Genomic DNA, 15,688 nt, shown 5'->3' with positions numbered 1-15,688 from the left:
ACAGGCGCAAGTCATTGCGGCTGCCACGTCGAGTTCAGCTATCGCGGCGATAACGGGCCTTGGCGCGTCGGCCGCGGGCGGCGAGCAACGGGTGCAGCGCGCGCGGCAGGGCCGGGATCAGATAGCCGGCAGTGGCCATGACCCGGCTGATCGCCGGGCGGCTGCGTTCCACCCGTCCGTCGGCCGCACAGGCCAGAATCAGGTCGGCAATCTGCTCTGGTGTGCTCATCGGCTGGGAGAACGTGATGTCGGAGACGGCATCGATATCGCCGAGGATGAAGTCGGTGGCGATCGGCCCTGGTGACACCACGCTGACGTGGATGGCGGTGTCGGCCAGTTCTTCGGCCAGGGCATGGGTGAACGCCCGCAGCCCGAACTTGGTCGCGGAATAGGTCGCGCTGCCCGCGAGCGGCATCTGCCCGGCGATGGAGGCCACATTGACCACCGCGGCCGCGCTTGATGCCTGCAGATACGGCAGGGCCAGACGGGTGAGCATCAGCGGCGCGCGCAGGTTGGTGTCCACCATCTCGGCGAGGGCATCGGCCTCGAGCCCGGTCACCGGTCCACGGTGATGACAGCCGGCGTTGTTGATCAGGATATCGAGGCCGCCGTGCACCGCTACGCTGTCGGCGATGAGCCGGGTGCAGCCCGCGCCGGTGGCGATGTCGGCAACGATCGGCGTCGCGCCCATATCGGCGGCGACCGCCTGCAGCCGTTCGGCGCCGCGGGCCGCGATCAACACCTTCGCACCGGCGCGCGCGAACGCACGTGCGGTGGCCTCGCCCACGCCCCGCGAGGCGCCGGTGACCAGTACCGTGCGGCCGGTAAAATCACGCGCCGCCATTACTTGACCGGCTGCACGGGACGCCGGTGGGCGGGCCGGTCGAACCAGGTATCGAGTTTCTGCGAGGTGCGTCGACGCACGTCGTGGTCGATGTATTGCGACAGGGTCACCACCGCCAGCGTCAGCGCGCCCAGATCGTCGGTCAGGCCCATGCCGAACAGCCAGTCGGGGATGGCGTCGAACGGCAGGATGAAATAGCCCAGCGCGCCGTAGGCGGTGGCGCGCGCCCAGGCCGGCGTGTTCGGCCGCTGCGCGGCATAGTGCAGCCACAGTGCTTTTTCGAGCAGCTCGTAGCCGGCCCGGCTGGCCACTTTCGACACCTTGTTCCAGAAGCGGGTGCTCGAATACTGGTTTTCGTAAGTACGGATCTGTTCGACCGACTGCGGCGGCTGCGATGGCCGCCGGAAACTGGGTATGCGCATGTCATGGCCTCCTCGGTCGTACCGCTGATTACATCGCGGTGGGTCTCACCACAGACTAGCGCATCGGCAGGAAACTGTGCGCCTGGGCGCGCCGCCAGGCTTTCTCGTAGCGGCCGTCGCCGGTCGCGGTGAGCAGTTCGCCGGTATCCAGGAAACGATAGACATCGTCCGCGGTGTGAATCTCCGAATCGGTGGTGCGTCGGCACAGATGCTCGGGCCTGAGCTGGCCGGGATGATCGAGCCCCACGGTGGCCACCACTTCCTGCATCGCGGCGACCGTGCGCCGATGAAAATGATAGACCCGCTCGGCTTTTTCCGGGACGACCACCGCGCGCTGGCGCCATTTGTTCTGAGTGGCCACGCCGGTCGGGCAGCGATCGGTATGGCAGGACTCGGACTGCACGCAGCCGACCGCGAACATGAACCCGCGCGCGGAGTTGCACCAGTCCGCGCCCAGCGCCATGTTGGCGGCCATGCGAAAGCCGGAGGTGATCTTGCCCGAGGCGCCGAGCCGGATGTGCTCGCGCAGACCCGCGCCCACCAGCGTGTTGTGTGCCCACACCAGCCCTTCGCGCAGCGGCGTGCCGACATTGTCGGCCAGTTCCAGCGGCGCGGCGCCGGTGCCGCCCTCGGCGCCGTCGATGACGATGAAATCCGGTGTGATGCCGGTCTCGATCATGGCCTTGGCCAGCGACATGAACTGCCAGCCATGGCCGATGCAAAGTTTGAAACCCACCGGCTTGCCGTTCGCGCCCGCGCGCAGATCGGCGATGAATTCCATCATTTCGGCGGGCGTCGAGAAGGCGCTGTGCGCGGCCGGCGAAATACAGGTCTGGCCGATGGGCACGCCGCGCGCCTCGGCGATTTCGGCGGTGACCTTTGAGCCCGGCAGCACGCCGCCATGACCGGGCTTGGCGCCCTGCGACAGCTTGATCTCGATCATCTTGACCTGATCGTTGGCGGCGCGTTCGACGAACTGGTCGCGGTCGAAGCCGCCGTCCTCGCGCCGGCAGCCGAAATAGCCGCTGCCGATCTCCCAGATCAGATCGCCGCCGAATTCGCGGTGATGCCGCGAGATCGAGCCTTCGCCGGTGTCGTGGGCAAAGCCGCCCATCGCCGCGCCCTTGTTCATGGCCCGGATCGCGTTGGCCGAGAGCGAGCCGAAGCTCATCGCCGAGATATTCAGGGTCGAGGCTTCATACGGTTGCGTGCACTGCGGCCCGCCGATGCGTACCCGTGGCGGCGTCTCGGAGGGCGTCTTCGCCGCGATCGAATGCACCAGCCACTCGTGGCCCTCGGCGTAGACGTTCTGTTCGGTGCCGAAGGCGTCGGCGTCGTTGACGTTCTTGGCGCGCTGATACACCTGCGAGCGCTGCTCGCGGGAGAACGGGGTGGCCTCGGTATCCGATTCCAGCAGGTACTGGCGAATTTCCGGGCGGATCGCCTCGATCGCCCAGCGGAAATGCGCCAGCAGCGGATAGTTGCGCAGCAGCGCATGGCCCTTCTGGAACAGGTCGCGCAGGCCCACGAGCAGGAACACCGCGCTGATCAGGAAGAACAGGCCGAAGTAACGGGGCAGGCCCAGACTCAGGAAGCCGAACCCCAGCGTGGCAAGGGCGGCGACGAACAGTGCTAGATAACGCATCGCGTCATCCTAAGCCATGTTCCCGGTCAACGCTGGCACACCGGGCAGAAAAACGTGCTGCGCTGGCCGATGATCTCGCGACGGATCGGGCCGCAGCCGCGCGGGCAGGGCGCGCCGGTACGACCGTAGGCCGCCAGGCGCAGCTGAAAATAGCCGGTATCGCCGTCCACGCCGATGTAATCGCGCAGCGTGGTGCCGCCGGCGATGATGGCATCGCGCAGCACCTGCTTGATCGCGGCGGCCAGGGTTCGATAGCGCGAGCGGCTGATCCGCCCGGCCGCCCGTCGCGGGTGGATGCCGGCCGCGTGCAGCGCTTCGCAGGCATAGATATTGCCCACGCCGACCACCGTCGCGCTGTCCATGATGAAGGTCTTCACCGGCGCGCGCCGGCCACGCGATCGGGTGTGCAGCCAGTCGCCGTCGAAGGCTTCCGAGAGCGGCTCCGGGCCCAGATGCGCGAGCAGCGAAAAGGCCTGCGGATCGCCGTCGAGCCAGAACAGCGAGCCGAAACGGCGCGCGTCGTTGAAGCGCATCGCCATGTCGTTCTCGAACACGATATCGACGTGATCGTGGGTCGCGACGGGGGTGTCGGCCGGCACCAGCCGCAGCCGTCCCGACATGCCCAGATGCAGGCAGACATGTCCGGTTTCGGCCTCGAACAACAGGTATTTGGCGCGCCGGTGCACCGCGTGGATGATCTGGCCCGGCAGCACTTCGGCGAGCGCCGCCGACACCGGCCAGCGCAGCTGTGGCTGGCGCACGATGACGGTACGCACTTGCTGGCCGCGCACATGCGGCTCGATACCGGCGCGCGTGGTTTCGACTTCGGGGAGTTCGGGCATCGCGTTATTTTGCCATGTGGCGTCTGGCGCATGACGATCGATCAAAGGATAGTTCGTTTGCCTCGCGCGCCGACAAACGCAACTCCAAGAGAGAAGTCATTTATCCGCAGATTGCGCAGATGACGCCGATTCAAATGACCGATAGGCACGCCGGTGCGATGTCGGGTCGTTCGGAGGCGGACGGCCGATAACTCGCGATAGAGGCTCGTATTTTCTCTCTTCGCTATCTTCGGTCCGCAGTCCATATCTGCGTGAATCGGCGGGTAAAGCTATGCCGGCCGGCCTTGCCGAGGCGTGATTTCAAAACGTGGTCGACGATACGCGGAACAACGGATCACCGATGTTTTATTGGTCCTTAATTCGCGGACGAACTGCCTTCCGCCGGCGGCTCGGTATTCGCACCCGGGTCGGTCAGCGGAATCGCCGACGGCTGCAGATCATTGCCGCGCGACTGGCGCAGGATGTCCGGATGCTGCATGTCGAGCAGCGGGCCGGCCTGGTTGGCGGCCATGTGGTAGTCCACGCCCAGCGCCGCGTCGCGCAACACCAGTTCCGGTGCGCGGGCAATCACGTCCAGATGGCGCGCGGGTTCATCGGCGAACTGCAGCGTCACCCGGGCGATGCGTTCGCGTGACGCATCCAGTGGTTCGACCGCCAGCGCGCGGCTGTAGTGCCAGGCATCGATGGTGGCCTGGGCATAGTCGGCGCCGCGATCGGCGTTCGCGGGCACGACCTGCCAGCCGCCGTTATCGCTGCGGGTGAGGGTGGCCCGCGGCAGTGTGAGCCGGGTCAGGCGCGCGTCGGCGGCGAGCAGGCCCGGCGCGATCCAGCGCGTCCAGCCCAGCGGCTGTTCCTCCAGATGGCCGCTCTTGACCAGCAGCAGGGCATGGGCGGTGCGTACATAGCGGGTGCCGGGGCTGGGGCCTTCATGGCCAATCGCAATCGGCGCCTCGTCGTTGAAACGCAGGGTCAGATCGGCGTCGTCCACGCCGGTCTTGTCGGCAGCGACGGCGTCGCGTGCGTAGCGATGTTCGGGGGTACGCGCCGCGAGTTCGAGCAGCGCGGCGATGCGGGTGGCGTCGGCGCGTGCCTGCGCGGGTTCGATCATGCGCCAGCGGCCGTTGTCTTCATCGCGTGCCAGCTCGATCACGTTGTCGCGCGTATGCACCTCGATATGCGAGATCTCGCCGGGCGCCAGCGCGCTGACCGTCTCGCGGGCCGGCGGAGGGCCGGGGCGGGTAAACCACAGCGCGGCGCCGAGCGCGACCACGCCCAGAATCAGTACCACGTTGAAAATGATGCGTTTGCGCATGATCGAGGCTCAATCCGGGGGGCTACCGGCGCCGGCGCAGCCACCAGCGCGTCAGGCCGATCGCCAGCAATGCCAGCGGAAGCATTAGCACGAACACCCACCACAGCAGGCGGATGCGCGCCGGCGCTATCTGCAGACTTGCGTCAGGAGCTTCGGCCACGTCGACCGCGATCTGGGCATCGCGATGGGTCAGCCACTGGAACACGCTCAGCGCCAGCGCGCGGTTGCCGAGGTTCGACAGATGGCCGTTGGCCATGAAATCGCTGTCGGCGATCACCGCGGCGCGCTGCTGGCGAGCATCCGGTGCGTTGCCCGGGGTCGAACGGGTCAGGGCGATGCCCATGTCGAGCGGGCCCGCGCGGTCGCCCTTGTCGGGCTCGTAGGTGAGGCTGGCCTTGTCCAGCGCGCCGGTTTCCAGCCAGCTGCGGGTGGTCGAGCGCAGAAACACGTTCGTTTTCCAGGGGCTGTCGGCGAGGGTGTCGAGCGCGCCGGCGAAGGGAAACAGGCTCAGTTGATTGAGATGGTCGGTGATCGGGGTGTGCGGATAATTGGCGACCAGTGCGATCGCCGGGTGGCCGGTGCCGAGCTTGCGATAATCCGGATACACTAGCGTGCCGCGCTGCCAGTGGATGCCCAGCGACTGCGCCAGCGGTACCAGCCCGTAGCGCGGGCCCGGGTCGTCGGCCCAGAGCAGGCTGCCGCCGGCGTCGACATAGGCGCGGATCAATTGCACCTCGCCGGGCAGCAGATCGCGCTGCGGGCTGGCGATCACCAGCAGGGCGGCGTTGTCGGGGATCGCGGCGGCTTCGGCGAGGTTGAGCGTGCGCGTGGTCATGCCCTGGGCATCCAGGGCGGCCGCCAGTTCGCTGTAACCACCGCTGGATTTGTCGTCGGGGGCGCGTTCGCCGTGCCCGGTCAGAAACACGACCCACTGTCGTGTGTCCGTGGACAGCCGCTGGAGCGCGTTGGTCACGCTCTCCTCGCTGTAGTCGCTGACCGTCTGGCTGCGGCCCTGGTAGCGCAGCTGCACGGCGCCGTCTTCGCCGATGCCCAGGGTGCGCACCTGCTGCGGATGCCGGGCGGGGTCGCGAAAAGTCAGCGTGACGCTGCGGTCGGCGCGTGTATAGCGGCTCAGGCGTGCCCGTACGCGATCGCGCTGCGGGCCGGGATAGACATACGCCGTGAAGGTTATCGGGCCGTCATCGAGCGCCGCGAGCACGCGCGCGCTGGCAGCCGCGAGTGAATTGCGATTGCCGTAGGTCCAGTCGGCGCTCACCGCATAGCGCTGGCTGAGCGCACCGGCGAGCACGGCGATGACCACGATAAGCACGATCGACAGCAGGTGCGATGCCCTCATGCGCTGCGATCCATATCCAGGCGCACCACGGTCAGGGCGAGAAAACACAATGTGAAGATCACGAAATAGAGCAGGTCGGCGCTGGAGAACACGCCGCGCAGCAGGGCATCGTGATGGCCGATCAACGACAGCGCGCGCGCCGCCGCGGCCAGCGGCAGCGTTTCACCGAAGATCACCGGTTGCCAGTCCATGGTCGAGACCGCGTAGAACAGCCACAACAGCAGCAGGGCGCCGAGTGTGGCGACCGCGGCGAGCGTGGGTTCGCGCGTGAGCGAAGAGACGAACACGCCGATCGCCGTGAACGCGGCCATGACCAGCCACAGGCCGATCAGCCCCGAGGCGAGCAGGCCCAGATCCAGGGGCGTGGCCAGGCGCAGCGATAGCGGCATGAGCGCGATCAGCACGAGCATGAGGGTCAGATAGCCCATCAGGCCGGCGAACTTGCCCATCACCAGCGCGCTCAACGACACCGGCGCGGCGAGCAGCAGTTCGAGGCTGCCGCTCTTACGCTCTTCGGCGAACACGCGCATGGTCAGTAGCGGCACCACCAGCAACAGCACCACGGTGGCAAAGCGCAGCAGCCCGCCGCCGACCATCTCGGAGACGCCATCGTAGGCGCCGAGGCTGCGTGGATTGAGGCTGATATTGGTGATCGACATGGCGAACAGTACGCCGGTGAGCAGCTGGGTCACCGCGAGCAGGGTCCAGGCCAGCGGCGACACGAACAGGCGCGCCATTTCATGGCGGGCGATGGCGAGCATCGCGCTCATGCCGCGCGCCCGGCTGTCGGCGGCTCGCCGGCGGCGTCCGGCGCGCGGCTGGTGAGCGCGGCGAAGCGCTCTTCCAGATCGGGCGGGCGTCGGGTGAGTTCGACCAGCTGCCAGTCGTTGCGTGCCGCGGTTTCGGCCAGCTGTACGCGGATGTCGCGGCCGGCTTCGACCGTGAGTCGCCAGCGCCCGGCGCTCAGCGCATGCGCGGCGACCACGCCGTCGAGGGCCGCGAGCGCGGCGGTTTCCGGCCCCGAGGCCAGTTCGATTTCGAGTACGTCGGCCTGTGCCGCGGTACCGCCCAGCGGCTCATCGAACACGACCCGGCCCTGGTGGATGATCATCACCCGGTTCGCCACCGCCTGAATCTCCGAGAGTATGTGGCTGGAGATGATCACGCTGTGCGCGCTCGCCAGGCGGGTGATCAGTTCACGCACGCCGCGCAGCTGGTTGGGGTCGAGCCCCGCGGTCGGCTCGTCGAGGATGAGAACTTCGGGCCGATGCACGATCGCCTGGGCGATGCCGACGCGCTGTTGATAGCCCTTGGACAGGCTGCCGATCAGGCGCCGGCCGGTATCCGCCAGGCCGCAGTCCTGCTTTGCCGCGGCGATCGCCGCGCGCCGCTCGCGCCGGGCGATACCATGCAGCCGCGCACAAAAGCCCAGATATTCATCGACCGTGAGTTCCGCATAGAGCGGCGGGCGTTCCGGCAGATAGCCCAGACGGCGCTTGGCCTGCTGCGGGTGTCGGCCCATGTCCTGGCCGGCGATGACCACGTGTCCCGCGCCGGGCGCGAGGGTGCCGGCCAGCATGCGCAGCGTGGTGCTCTTGCCGGCGCCGTTGGGGCCGAGCACGCCGAGCACTTCGCCCGCGGCCAGCGTCACGTTCACGTTATCCACGGCGCGCCGGCCCGCATAATCGCGGACCAGACCTTGCGCCGATAGCTTGAAATCGCTTTCCATGGTTGCCTACTACATCCGCACGGTCGTCGCAGACGCCACGACCGGCCCGCATCATCGGCCTATATCCCCATGACCGTAAAGCAGTACGAAGGTTCGGCATTCGCAAATGGCGCCAGCACCGGCCCCGGTGAACTGGGTATCGACACCGGCGGCACCTTCACCGACGTCATTGCGCGCGTCGACGGTGAGCTGTCGGTGCACAAGATCGCCTCCACCCCGGCTGCGCCCGAGCGCGCGGTTATCGAAGGCGTGCGCCATTTCGCCGCCGACGCCGGGCCCGATTGGCGCATCGTCCACGGTTCGACCGTGGCCACCAACGCGCTGCTGGAAAACAAGCTCGCGGTCACTGGCTATATCGCCAATACCGGCTTCGCCGACCTGCTCACCATCGGTCGCCAGGCCCGGGGCGAGCTATACGCGCTCGAGCCCGCGCATTCGCCGGTGCCGGTCGCGCCCGAGCGCTGTTTCGAGATCGAGGCGCGGCTGGCGGCCGATGGCAGCGAGCTGGTGCCGATCGATCCGGCCATGCTCGACGATCTGGTCGCGCGGGTACGCGAATCCGGCGTCGAGGCGGTGGCCATCAATCTGCTGTTCGCGTTCCTGGATGCGGGCCCGGAAGAGGCGGTCGAGCACGCGCTGCGCGCGGACAATGCCGATCTCACGATCGCGCGCGGCAGCCGCGTGCTGCCCGAATACGGCGAGTACGAACGCGGTATCGCGACCTGGCTCAACGCCGCGCTCGGCCCGGCGGTGGGCGGCTACCTCAAGCGTCTCGAGGATGCGCTGGACAGCGTGGCCATCATGCACGGCGCTGCCGGCACGGTCGGCATCGATCAGGCCGCCGACAACGCCGTCAATCTGCTGCTGTCCGGACCGGCCGGCGGGCTGCTCGGCGCGCGCTTCGTGGCCCGCTCCGCGGGGCTCGATCGCGTGCTTACTCTCGATATGGGCGGCACCAGCACCGACGTGGCGCTGGTGGGCCAGGAACTGGCGCTCACCAGCAAGACCCGGATCGCCGGCTACCCGATCGCCGTGCCCATGGTCGACATGCACACCATCGGTGCCGGCGGTGGCTCGATCGCCTGGGTCGACGCCGGCGGCCTGTTGCAGGTGGGGCCGGCCTCGGCGGGCGCCGACCCCGGCCCTGCCTGCTACGGCAAGGGCGGTGAGCAGCCTACGGTCACCGATGCCCATGTGGTGCTCGGCCGCCTGCCCGCATCGACACAGCTGGGCGGTCATATGGGCCTGGATGTGGAGGCAGCGCGCCGGGCTCTGGGGGGGCTGGCCGATACCATGGGGCTGTCGGTCGAGGATGCCGCCGCCGGCGTCCTGCGGGTGGCCGACGAGGCCATGACCGCCGCCCTGCGGGTCATTTCCGTGGCCCGCGGTGAAGCGGTCGACGACGATAGCCTGCTGTGCTTCGGTGGTGCCGGGCCGCTGCATGCCTGTGCCCTGGCCGAAGGCATGGGCATGCGGCGCGTGCTCATCCCTGTTTTCGCCGGCGTGTTGTCGGCACTCGGCATGCTGGTGGCCCAGCGCTCGCGCGAGCGCTCGGTCAGCGTTCTAGAGCCGCTGGCCGATGTCGCGGCCGAGGATGCCGAGGGCTGGCTGGCGCCGCTGCGACAGGCGGCCACCGAGCAGCTGGCCCAAGAGGGCGTGGCAACGGACGCGATCTCGGAAAAAATCAGCGCCGATCTGCGCTACGCCGGTCAGAGCGCATCGCTGAATCTGGACTGGCAGGCGCCCGAGGCGCTGATTGCCGCGTTTCACGCGGCCCACGAGGCGCGCTACGGCCACCGCTTCGATCTGCCGGTGGAGCTGGTCAATCTGCGCCTGCATCTGGCCGGTCCGGAGCCGGATATCGCCTTGCCGCAGCTCGATCCCGCCGATGCCGCGCCTCGGGCGGCAGAGACCACGCCGGTTCACGGCTTCGAAGCCGATGTGCCCATCTACGAGCGCGAAGCATTGCGAGCCGGTCAGCGTTTTTCCGGGCCGGCGATCCTGCGCGAGGCCGTGACCACGACCTGGCTGGCCGACGGCTGGTCGGCCGAAGTCGACGGCCACGGCAATCTGCTGCTGGCTCGCGAGTGAAGTGCCTGCGCCAGGTGCCGCGCTGTGGCCGCTATTCGTGGTCGGGATTCCGGACACAAAAAAGCCGGCGCGCAGCCGGCTTTTCTGGGTAACGGCGTCGAATGACGCGGTTATTTGATCTTGGCTTCCTTGAAGACCACGTGCTTGCGGGCCTTGGGATCGTATTTCTTCATCTCGAGCTTGTCGGGCGTGTTCCGCTTGTTCTTATACGTGGTGTAGAAGAACCCGGTGTCCGCGGTCGAGACCATGCGTACTTTTTCGCGCATTATGCTTTACCTTTGCTCGTGCGGATCTTGGCGAGCACCGTATCGATGCCTTGGCGATCGATGATGCGCATGCCTTTGGCGGAAACGCGCAGGCGCACGTAGCGCTTCTCGGTTTCCACCCAGAAACGGTGCCAGTGAAGATTGGGAATGAAACGACGACGCGTCTTGTTGTGCGCGTGCGAAACATTGTTACCGGTGATCGGCCGCTTGCCGGTCACTTGACAGATTTGGGACATGACTAACCTCTTGGATCGCGCGCAGCGCGTCAGCGAGCCGCGTATTTAACCATTAATTCGACGGCCGTACAACCGCCGTGTTGCAAATTTCTGCAGGGTCGTCACGCGTCGGCATTGTTTCGTCGATGCAGACGAAAACACCCCGCCTGAGCGGGGTGCCGGGACCGCGGCCGCGCACCTGCGCGACCGCGTGAACAACGTCTCGTCTGCGCAATCAGAACGTATAACGCGCGCCGACACGGATTTCGTTGTCGAAATCCAGATTCTGGTTGCCGATGTCGTAGTCGGTCTTCATGTACTCGGCGGACAGGGCCACGTTGTCGGTGAGATAGCCCAGCGTGCGCACGCCGTAGCGCCAGCCGTCCGGCGAGCCGTAGCTGACGCCGTCGCCGGAGACGCTGCCGTAGTCGACATAGCCGACGTGCGGATTGATCTCGACGCTCGGGTCGACCATCCAGCGCAGGCCGGTGTCCACGCCGAAGCCGGTTCCGGTGGCGTCGTCGCTGCCGCGCACGTTGCGCAGGCCCAGGCGCTCGTAGGACACGGTGCCGTAGTAGCCCACGCCGGTGCCGTCGGCGCCGCCATAGTCGTAGAAGTCATTGAGGCCGACGCCGATGCTGCCGCGATTGACGTCGGTGCCGCTGTTGTCGATATCCAGACGATCGTAGCGACCGTTGACGAATACGTGATCTGTGATCGCGGCCGAGCCTTCGAGGCCGAAGCCGTCGTAATCGTTCTTGGTGCCGTCGACCGAACCGTTCGGAATGTAGTCGCCTTGCAGGTAGGTGTAGCCGGGCGCGCCGGTCGGGTCGTTGGGCGCGGCGAGCGCGGCAAAGGGCAGCAGGCTGGCGCTGATGAGAATCGCGGCTTTGTTCATGGGTCTCTCCAAACTCTGGCCGGGAAGGGGAATCCGGCGTCGGCGAGACTCTATTCAGTCGCCATAAAAATGTCAATAAAACGTTAAACTATCGTTACGATAGATAGAAGATTGCATATTACAACATACCGCGCTCGGCGAACGAAAGCTGTTGATTCTGCGTAATAATCAGATGGTCTAGCACGCGGATATCGACCAGTCCGAGGGCGTCGACGAGGCGTCGGGTGATATCGCGATCGGCTGCGCTGGGTTCGGCCACACCGGACGGGTGGTTGTGCGCGAGGATCACGGCGGCGGCGTTGTGCGCCAGCGCGGTCTTGACGACCTCGCGCGGGTAGACGGCGGCACCGTCGATGGTGCCGCGAAACATCTCCTCGAAGGCGATCACGCGATTGCGGGTATCCAGGAAGATGCAGGCGAACACCTCGTGCGGGACGTGACCCAGGCGCAGCGTCAGGTAGTCGCGGGTGGCCTGCGGGTCGCCCAGCACGTCGCTGCGCTCGACTTCCTCGGCGCTATATCGGCGTGCCATCTCCAGCACCGCCTGCAACTGCGCGAATTTGGCGGTGCCCAGGCCGTGAGTCTGACAGAAGGTACGGCGATCGGCGGCCAGCAGTGCCGCGAGGCTACCGTATTCGGCGAGCAGGGCACGGGCCATGTCGACCGCGCTCTGGCCGGCAACGCCCACGCGCAGGAAGATGGCGAGCAGTTCGGCATCGGACAGCGCCGTGGCGCCGCGCTCGAGCAGTTTTTCACGCGGGCGTTCGGATACCGGCCAGTCGGAAATGCGCATGGTTGCCTCGTTGTTATTGTTGTTCTTTCTGGCAGCCTGCCGGCTGGAAGCGCCAGCGTCCACGGCGCAGGTACAATAGCGGTATGCGAAATCTGGCCAATCGTCATATCGTGCTGGGCATCACCGGCAGCATCGCGGCCTACAAGGCGGCCATGCTCACCCGCCGGCTGGTCGAGGCCGGGGCCGAGGTGCAGGTGGTGATGACCGAATCGGCAAAACGCTTCATCACACCGATGACGCTGGCCGCGCTGTCCGGCCGCGCGGTGCGCGACAGCCTCTGGGACGAGGCCGCCGAGCTGAACATGGGGCATATCGAACTGGCCCGCTGGGCGGATCTGATCGTGATCGCGCCGGCCTCGGCGGACGCGCTCGCGCGTCTCGCCCAGGGCCGCGCCGACGACCTGCTGTCCACGCTGTGCCTGGCCAGCGAGGCCGACGTGCTGGTCGCGCCGGCGATGAACCACGTGATGTGGGCCAAGACGGCCACGCAGGCCAATGTCGCCACCCTGGCCGCGCGTGATATTACCTGTATAGGACCGGCCGAAGGCGAACTCGCCGAACGCGAATCCGGCGCCGGTCGCATGGTCGAGCCGGAGGCCATTCGCAACGCGGTCGTGGCGTATTTCAACGATACCCGCGACAGCGGCACGCTCGCCGGCCGGCATGTGGTGGTCACCGCCGGGCCGACGCGCGAGGCACTCGATCCGGTGCGTTTCATCACCAATCACTCCTCTGGCCGCATGGGCTATGCGCTGGCCGCAGCCTGTGCGGCCCAGGGCGCGCAGGTGACGCTGATCTCCGGGCCGACCGCGCTGGATCTGCCGGCCGACGTCGACCGCGTCGATGTGCAATCGGCTGCCGACATGCATGCCGCGGTGATGGCCGCCATCGACACGGCCGATGTGTTCATCGGTGCCGCGGCGGTCGCCGACTATCGGCCGGCGACCACCGCGGCCGACAAGATCAAGAAATCCGAGGGCGACACCCAGCTGGCGCTCACCCGGACCCGCGACATCATCGCCGACGTGGCGCGTGACCATCCGCAGGTGTTCACGCTCGGCTTCGCCGCCGAAACCACCGATATGGAAAACGCCGCCCGGGCCAAGCGCGAGCGCAAGGGCCTGGCGATGATCGCCGGCAACGTGGTCGGCCCGGAGCATGCGTTCGGGCGTGACGACAACGCGCTGTTCGTGGTCTGGGACGGCGGTGAACGCGAGCTGACCCAGGCGAGCAAGCGAGAGCTGGCCGACCAGCTCGTGGCGCTCATGGCCGACCGGTTCAGCCAGACGCGGGCCGGTGACCGCGTTGAAAATGGCTAGCCCTGGCGCGCGCAGGCCAAGCGAATGACGAATACCGAATGACGGTCTTGCTGGATGTGATGCCGTTTATACCGCGATCCTCGGACCGTTCGTTGCCCTGCTCGCGCTTCCTGCCGGGCGCTGGCGGGCCTGATTTTTCATTCAGTTCGGACCGCCCCGCGGCTCGGCACAAGCAAAGCATCCCATGCCCCAACTACAAGTGAAAATACTCGATCCGCGTCTCGGCCGGGACTTCGACATGCCCCAGCGCGGCACGCCCGGCTCGGCCGGGCTCGATCTGCGCGCCATGGTCGAGGCGCCAATCACGCTCAAGCCTGGCGACTGCGAATTGCTGCCCACGGGGTTGTCGGTATATATCGCCGATCCGGGCCTGGCCGGGCTGATCCTGCCGCGCTCGGGTCTGGGGCATAAACACGGCATCGTGCTGGGCAATCTGGTCGGGCTGATCGACTCTGACTATCAGGGCCCGCTCATGGTGTCGTGCTGGAACCGCGGCACGGCGGATTTCACCGTCGAGCCGGGCGAGCGCATCGCTCAGTTCGTGCTGGTGCCGGTGGTCGCCGCCGAGTTGGAAGTCGTCGAGACCTTCGAGGACAGCCATCGCGGCGCCGGCGGTTTCGGCTCGACCGGCACCGCCTGAGCCCACCGTGAGCACACTCGAGGAGCGTAAACGCATGTCGCTGGATTCCGAACAGGCCAAGCGCGTTGCCCGCGTGCTCGGCGAAGCGCTGCCCTATATCCGTCGTTTCGCCGGCAAGACCGTGGTCATCAAGTACGGCGGCAACGCCATGACCGATCCGGCGCTCAAGTCCGGTTTCGCCCGCGATATCGCGCTGATGAAGCTGGTCGGCTTCAATCCGGTGGTGGTACACGGCGGCGGCCCGCAGATCGGCAAGCTGCTCGAGCGCGTCGGCAAGCAGACCCGGTTCATCAAGGGCATGCGGGTGACCGACGAGGAGACCATGGACGTGGTCGAGATGGTGCTCGGCGGCCTGGTCAACAAGGACATCGTCAATCTGATCAATCAGCACGGCGGCCGCGCGGTGGGCCTGACCGGCAAGGACGGCGGCCTGATTCATGCCCGCAAGCTCAATCTCGTGGACGATGACACGGATCTGGGTTTTGTCGGCGAGGTGTCGCATATCGACCCGCGCATCGTGAAGCGCCTCGAGGCCGATGACTTCATCCCGGTGATCGCGCCGATTGGCGTGGGCGCGGACGGGCGCAGCTACAACATCAACGCCGACCTGGTCGCCGGCAAGATGGCCGCGGTGCTCGAGGCCGAAAAGCTCATGCTGCTGACCAACACGCCGGGCGTGCTCGACGCCGACGGCCATCTGCTCACCGGACTGGTGCCCGAGCAGGTCCAGCAGCTCATCGACGAGGGCGTCATCCACGGCGGCATGCTGCCCAAGATCGCCTGTGCGCTGGATGCGGTCGCCTCCGGCGTGAAAGCCGCGCATATCGTCGACGGTCGGGTCGAGAACGCGGTGCTGCTGGAACTGTTCACGGACGCCGGCGTGGGCACGCTCATCCGCAGTCAGGGCAGCGAACCGCCGGCGGCGAACGATCCCACGCCGGCCTAGGTAGCGCGTCTGGCGCCGGCCCGGTTCCGGCGCCGATGGCCTGACTGGCCGTCACGGCGACCGCTGAATGGCGGGATCGATCCCCTCGAACACGGTCGTGCCGGGCGCATCGGCCGACTGGCGCGGCCTGTGTTTTGACTGCGGCTGTCCGCGAGCGACGGCGCAATGCCGTGATCGGCCGAGGCTTTTTCTGCTGTTCGATAGATCGCTGCGCTGACAGTGCATGCGGCGATATACAGCGCACGGCACTTGCACTACGGTGCGAGAAGGACGCGGCCGCACCGCGGCAGTGCTTTTTTGGGGTGGCTAGCAAATCGAGTTGCCTGTGTATGCGGCTGGATTGCCTGCGACCGGCCGACGTCCCGGCAA

The 15,688-nt window shown here is 67.0% G+C and carries 16 protein-coding genes; 4 read left to right on the top strand and 12 right to left on the bottom strand.

All coding sequences use genetic code 11. The features are described 5' to 3' along the window. Window positions 1-34: 34 nt before the first annotated feature. The 8 genes from ACFOSU_RS19055 to ACFOSU_RS19020 all read right to left on the bottom strand — a co-directional run bounded on the left by ACFOSU_RS19055 (window position 35) and on the right by ACFOSU_RS19020 (window position 8,151). Window positions 35-844 carry an SDR family NAD(P)-dependent oxidoreductase gene (locus ACFOSU_RS19055; protein ID WP_380691526.1) on the bottom strand — a complete coding sequence of 270 codons (810 nt, stop codon included), beginning with the start codon at window positions 842-844 and terminating at the stop codon, window positions 35-37. Then, window positions 844-1,266 (bottom strand): YkvA family protein, encoded by a 423-nt coding sequence (locus ACFOSU_RS19050; RefSeq protein ID WP_380691525.1) that lies wholly within the window; start codon window positions 1,264-1,266, stop codon window positions 844-846. The genes ACFOSU_RS19055 and ACFOSU_RS19050 overlap by 1 nt, the downstream gene beginning before the upstream one ends. Before the next feature lie 55 nt (window positions 1,267-1,321). Further along, complete coding sequence (locus ACFOSU_RS19045; protein WP_380691524.1) at window positions 1,322-2,911, bottom strand: FMN-binding glutamate synthase family protein; 1,590 nt, start codon at window positions 2,909-2,911, stop codon at window positions 1,322-1,324. Between the two features lie 26 nt (window positions 2,912-2,937). Further along, entirely contained in the window at window positions 2,938-3,753 is an 816-nt protein-coding gene (gene mutM / locus ACFOSU_RS19040) for a bifunctional DNA-formamidopyrimidine glycosylase/DNA-(apurinic or apyrimidinic site) lyase (RefSeq protein ID WP_380691523.1), read from the bottom strand. A gap of 355 nt (window positions 3,754-4,108) precedes the next feature. Then, window positions 4,109-5,065, bottom strand: a complete 957-nt coding sequence (locus ACFOSU_RS19035) for a DUF4340 domain-containing protein (RefSeq protein WP_380691522.1) — start codon at window positions 5,063-5,065, stop codon at window positions 4,109-4,111. A gap of 22 nt (window positions 5,066-5,087) precedes the next feature. Next, window positions 5,088-6,422, bottom strand: coding sequence for a GldG family protein (locus ACFOSU_RS19030; RefSeq protein ID WP_380691521.1), 1,335 nt, complete (start codon window positions 6,420-6,422; stop codon window positions 5,088-5,090). Continuing rightward, window positions 6,419-7,192, bottom strand: coding sequence for an ABC transporter permease (locus ACFOSU_RS19025; RefSeq protein ID WP_380691520.1), 774 nt, complete (start codon window positions 7,190-7,192; stop codon window positions 6,419-6,421). Before ACFOSU_RS19025 ends, ACFOSU_RS19030 begins: the two co-directional genes overlap by 4 nt. After that, window positions 7,189-8,151 (bottom strand): ABC transporter ATP-binding protein, encoded by a 963-nt coding sequence (locus ACFOSU_RS19020; RefSeq protein ID WP_380691519.1) that lies wholly within the window; start codon window positions 8,149-8,151, stop codon window positions 7,189-7,191. Before ACFOSU_RS19020 ends, ACFOSU_RS19025 begins: the two co-directional genes overlap by 4 nt. A 69-nt stretch (window positions 8,152-8,220) precedes the next feature. Between ACFOSU_RS19020 and ACFOSU_RS19015 the strand changes: the two genes are divergently transcribed. Further along, the gene (locus ACFOSU_RS19015) at window positions 8,221-10,242 is read left to right on the top strand and encodes a hydantoinase/oxoprolinase family protein (protein ID WP_380691518.1); all 2,022 of its coding nucleotides are present in this window, start codon (window positions 8,221-8,223) and stop codon (window positions 10,240-10,242) included. A 110-nt stretch (window positions 10,243-10,352) separates the two neighbouring features. Here ACFOSU_RS19015 and rpmG read toward each other — a convergent pair whose 3' ends face one another. From rpmG to radC, 4 genes are all read right to left on the bottom strand, one after another. Further along, complete coding sequence (gene rpmG / locus ACFOSU_RS19010) at window positions 10,353-10,508, bottom strand: 50S ribosomal protein L33 (RefSeq protein WP_006912359.1); 156 nt, start codon at window positions 10,506-10,508, stop codon at window positions 10,353-10,355. After that, window positions 10,508-10,744 carry a 50S ribosomal protein L28 gene (gene rpmB / locus ACFOSU_RS19005; RefSeq protein ID WP_380691517.1) on the bottom strand — a complete coding sequence of 79 codons (237 nt, stop codon included), beginning with the start codon at window positions 10,742-10,744 and terminating at the stop codon, window positions 10,508-10,510. The genes rpmG and rpmB overlap by 1 nt, the downstream gene beginning before the upstream one ends. Before the next feature lie 214 nt (window positions 10,745-10,958). Then, window positions 10,959-11,621, bottom strand: a complete 663-nt coding sequence (locus tag ACFOSU_RS19000; RefSeq protein ID WP_380691516.1) for an outer membrane beta-barrel protein — start codon at window positions 11,619-11,621, stop codon at window positions 10,959-10,961. Window positions 11,622-11,739: 118 nt separating this feature from the next. After that, a complete protein-coding gene (gene radC, locus ACFOSU_RS18995; RefSeq protein ID WP_380691515.1) occupies window positions 11,740-12,414 on the bottom strand; it encodes a RadC family protein in 675 nt (224 codons plus the stop codon). Window positions 12,415-12,497: 83 nt separating this feature from the next. Here radC and coaBC point away from each other — a divergent pair, with 83 nt between their 5' ends. The 3 genes from coaBC (at window position 12,498) to argB (ending at window position 15,319) form a co-directional block, all read left to right on the top strand. Then, window positions 12,498-13,733, top strand: a complete 1,236-nt coding sequence (coaBC, locus tag ACFOSU_RS18990) for a bifunctional phosphopantothenoylcysteine decarboxylase/phosphopantothenate--cysteine ligase CoaBC (protein ID WP_380691514.1) — start codon at window positions 12,498-12,500, stop codon at window positions 13,731-13,733. A gap of 184 nt (window positions 13,734-13,917) precedes the next feature. After that, window positions 13,918-14,373, top strand: a complete 456-nt coding sequence (dut, locus tag ACFOSU_RS18985) for a dUTP diphosphatase (RefSeq protein WP_380691513.1) — start codon at window positions 13,918-13,920, stop codon at window positions 14,371-14,373. A gap of 34 nt (window positions 14,374-14,407) precedes the next feature. Then, window positions 14,408-15,319 (top strand): acetylglutamate kinase, encoded by a 912-nt coding sequence (gene argB, locus ACFOSU_RS18980; protein ID WP_380691608.1) that lies wholly within the window; start codon window positions 14,408-14,410, stop codon window positions 15,317-15,319. Window positions 15,320-15,688 lie beyond the last annotated feature (369 nt).

Source organism: Salinisphaera aquimarina (genome assembly GCF_042643355.1).
In the GTDB taxonomy this organism is placed as follows: domain Bacteria; phylum Pseudomonadota; class Gammaproteobacteria; order Nevskiales; family Salinisphaeraceae; genus Salinisphaera; species Salinisphaera aquimarina.
The sequence above is the reverse complement of the archived record's forward strand: the minus strand, read 5'-3'. Positions and strand labels throughout refer to the sequence as shown.

Coding starts and splice junctions, on each gene's coding strand:
- mutM (WP_380691523.1), bottom strand. CDS start 3,753: ATGCCCGAACTCCCCGAAGTCGAAACCACGCGCGCCGGTATCGAGCCG.
- radC (WP_380691515.1), bottom strand. CDS start 12,414: ATGCGCATTTCCGACTGGCCGGTATCCGAACGCCCGCGTGAAAAACTG.
- ACFOSU_RS19045 (WP_380691524.1), bottom strand. CDS start 2,911: ATGCGTTATCTAGCACTGTTCGTCGCCGCCCTTGCCACGCTGGGGTTC.
- ACFOSU_RS19025 (WP_380691520.1), bottom strand. CDS start 7,192: ATGAGCGCGATGCTCGCCATCGCCCGCCATGAAATGGCGCGCCTGTTC.
- ACFOSU_RS19050 (WP_380691525.1), bottom strand. CDS start 1,266: ATGCGCATACCCAGTTTCCGGCGGCCATCGCAGCCGCCGCAGTCGGTC.
- argB (WP_380691608.1), top strand. CDS start 14,408: ATGTCGCTGGATTCCGAACAGGCCAAGCGCGTTGCCCGCGTGCTCGGC.
- ACFOSU_RS19055 (WP_380691526.1), bottom strand. CDS start 844: ATGGCGGCGCGTGATTTTACCGGCCGCACGGTACTGGTCACCGGCGCC.
- dut (WP_380691513.1), top strand. CDS start 13,918: ATGCCCCAACTACAAGTGAAAATACTCGATCCGCGTCTCGGCCGGGAC.
- coaBC (WP_380691514.1), top strand. CDS start 12,498: ATGCGAAATCTGGCCAATCGTCATATCGTGCTGGGCATCACCGGCAGC.
- ACFOSU_RS19030 (WP_380691521.1), bottom strand. CDS start 6,422: ATGAGGGCATCGCACCTGCTGTCGATCGTGCTTATCGTGGTCATCGCC.
- rpmG (WP_006912359.1), bottom strand. CDS start 10,508: ATGCGCGAAAAAGTACGCATGGTCTCGACCGCGGACACCGGGTTCTTC.
- rpmB (WP_380691517.1), bottom strand. CDS start 10,744: ATGTCCCAAATCTGTCAAGTGACCGGCAAGCGGCCGATCACCGGTAAC.
- ACFOSU_RS19000 (WP_380691516.1), bottom strand. CDS start 11,621: ATGAACAAAGCCGCGATTCTCATCAGCGCCAGCCTGCTGCCCTTTGCC.
- ACFOSU_RS19035 (WP_380691522.1), bottom strand. CDS start 5,065: ATGCGCAAACGCATCATTTTCAACGTGGTACTGATTCTGGGCGTGGTC.
- ACFOSU_RS19020 (WP_380691519.1), bottom strand. CDS start 8,151: ATGGAAAGCGATTTCAAGCTATCGGCGCAAGGTCTGGTCCGCGATTAT.
- ACFOSU_RS19015 (WP_380691518.1), top strand. CDS start 8,221: ATGACCGTAAAGCAGTACGAAGGTTCGGCATTCGCAAATGGCGCCAGC.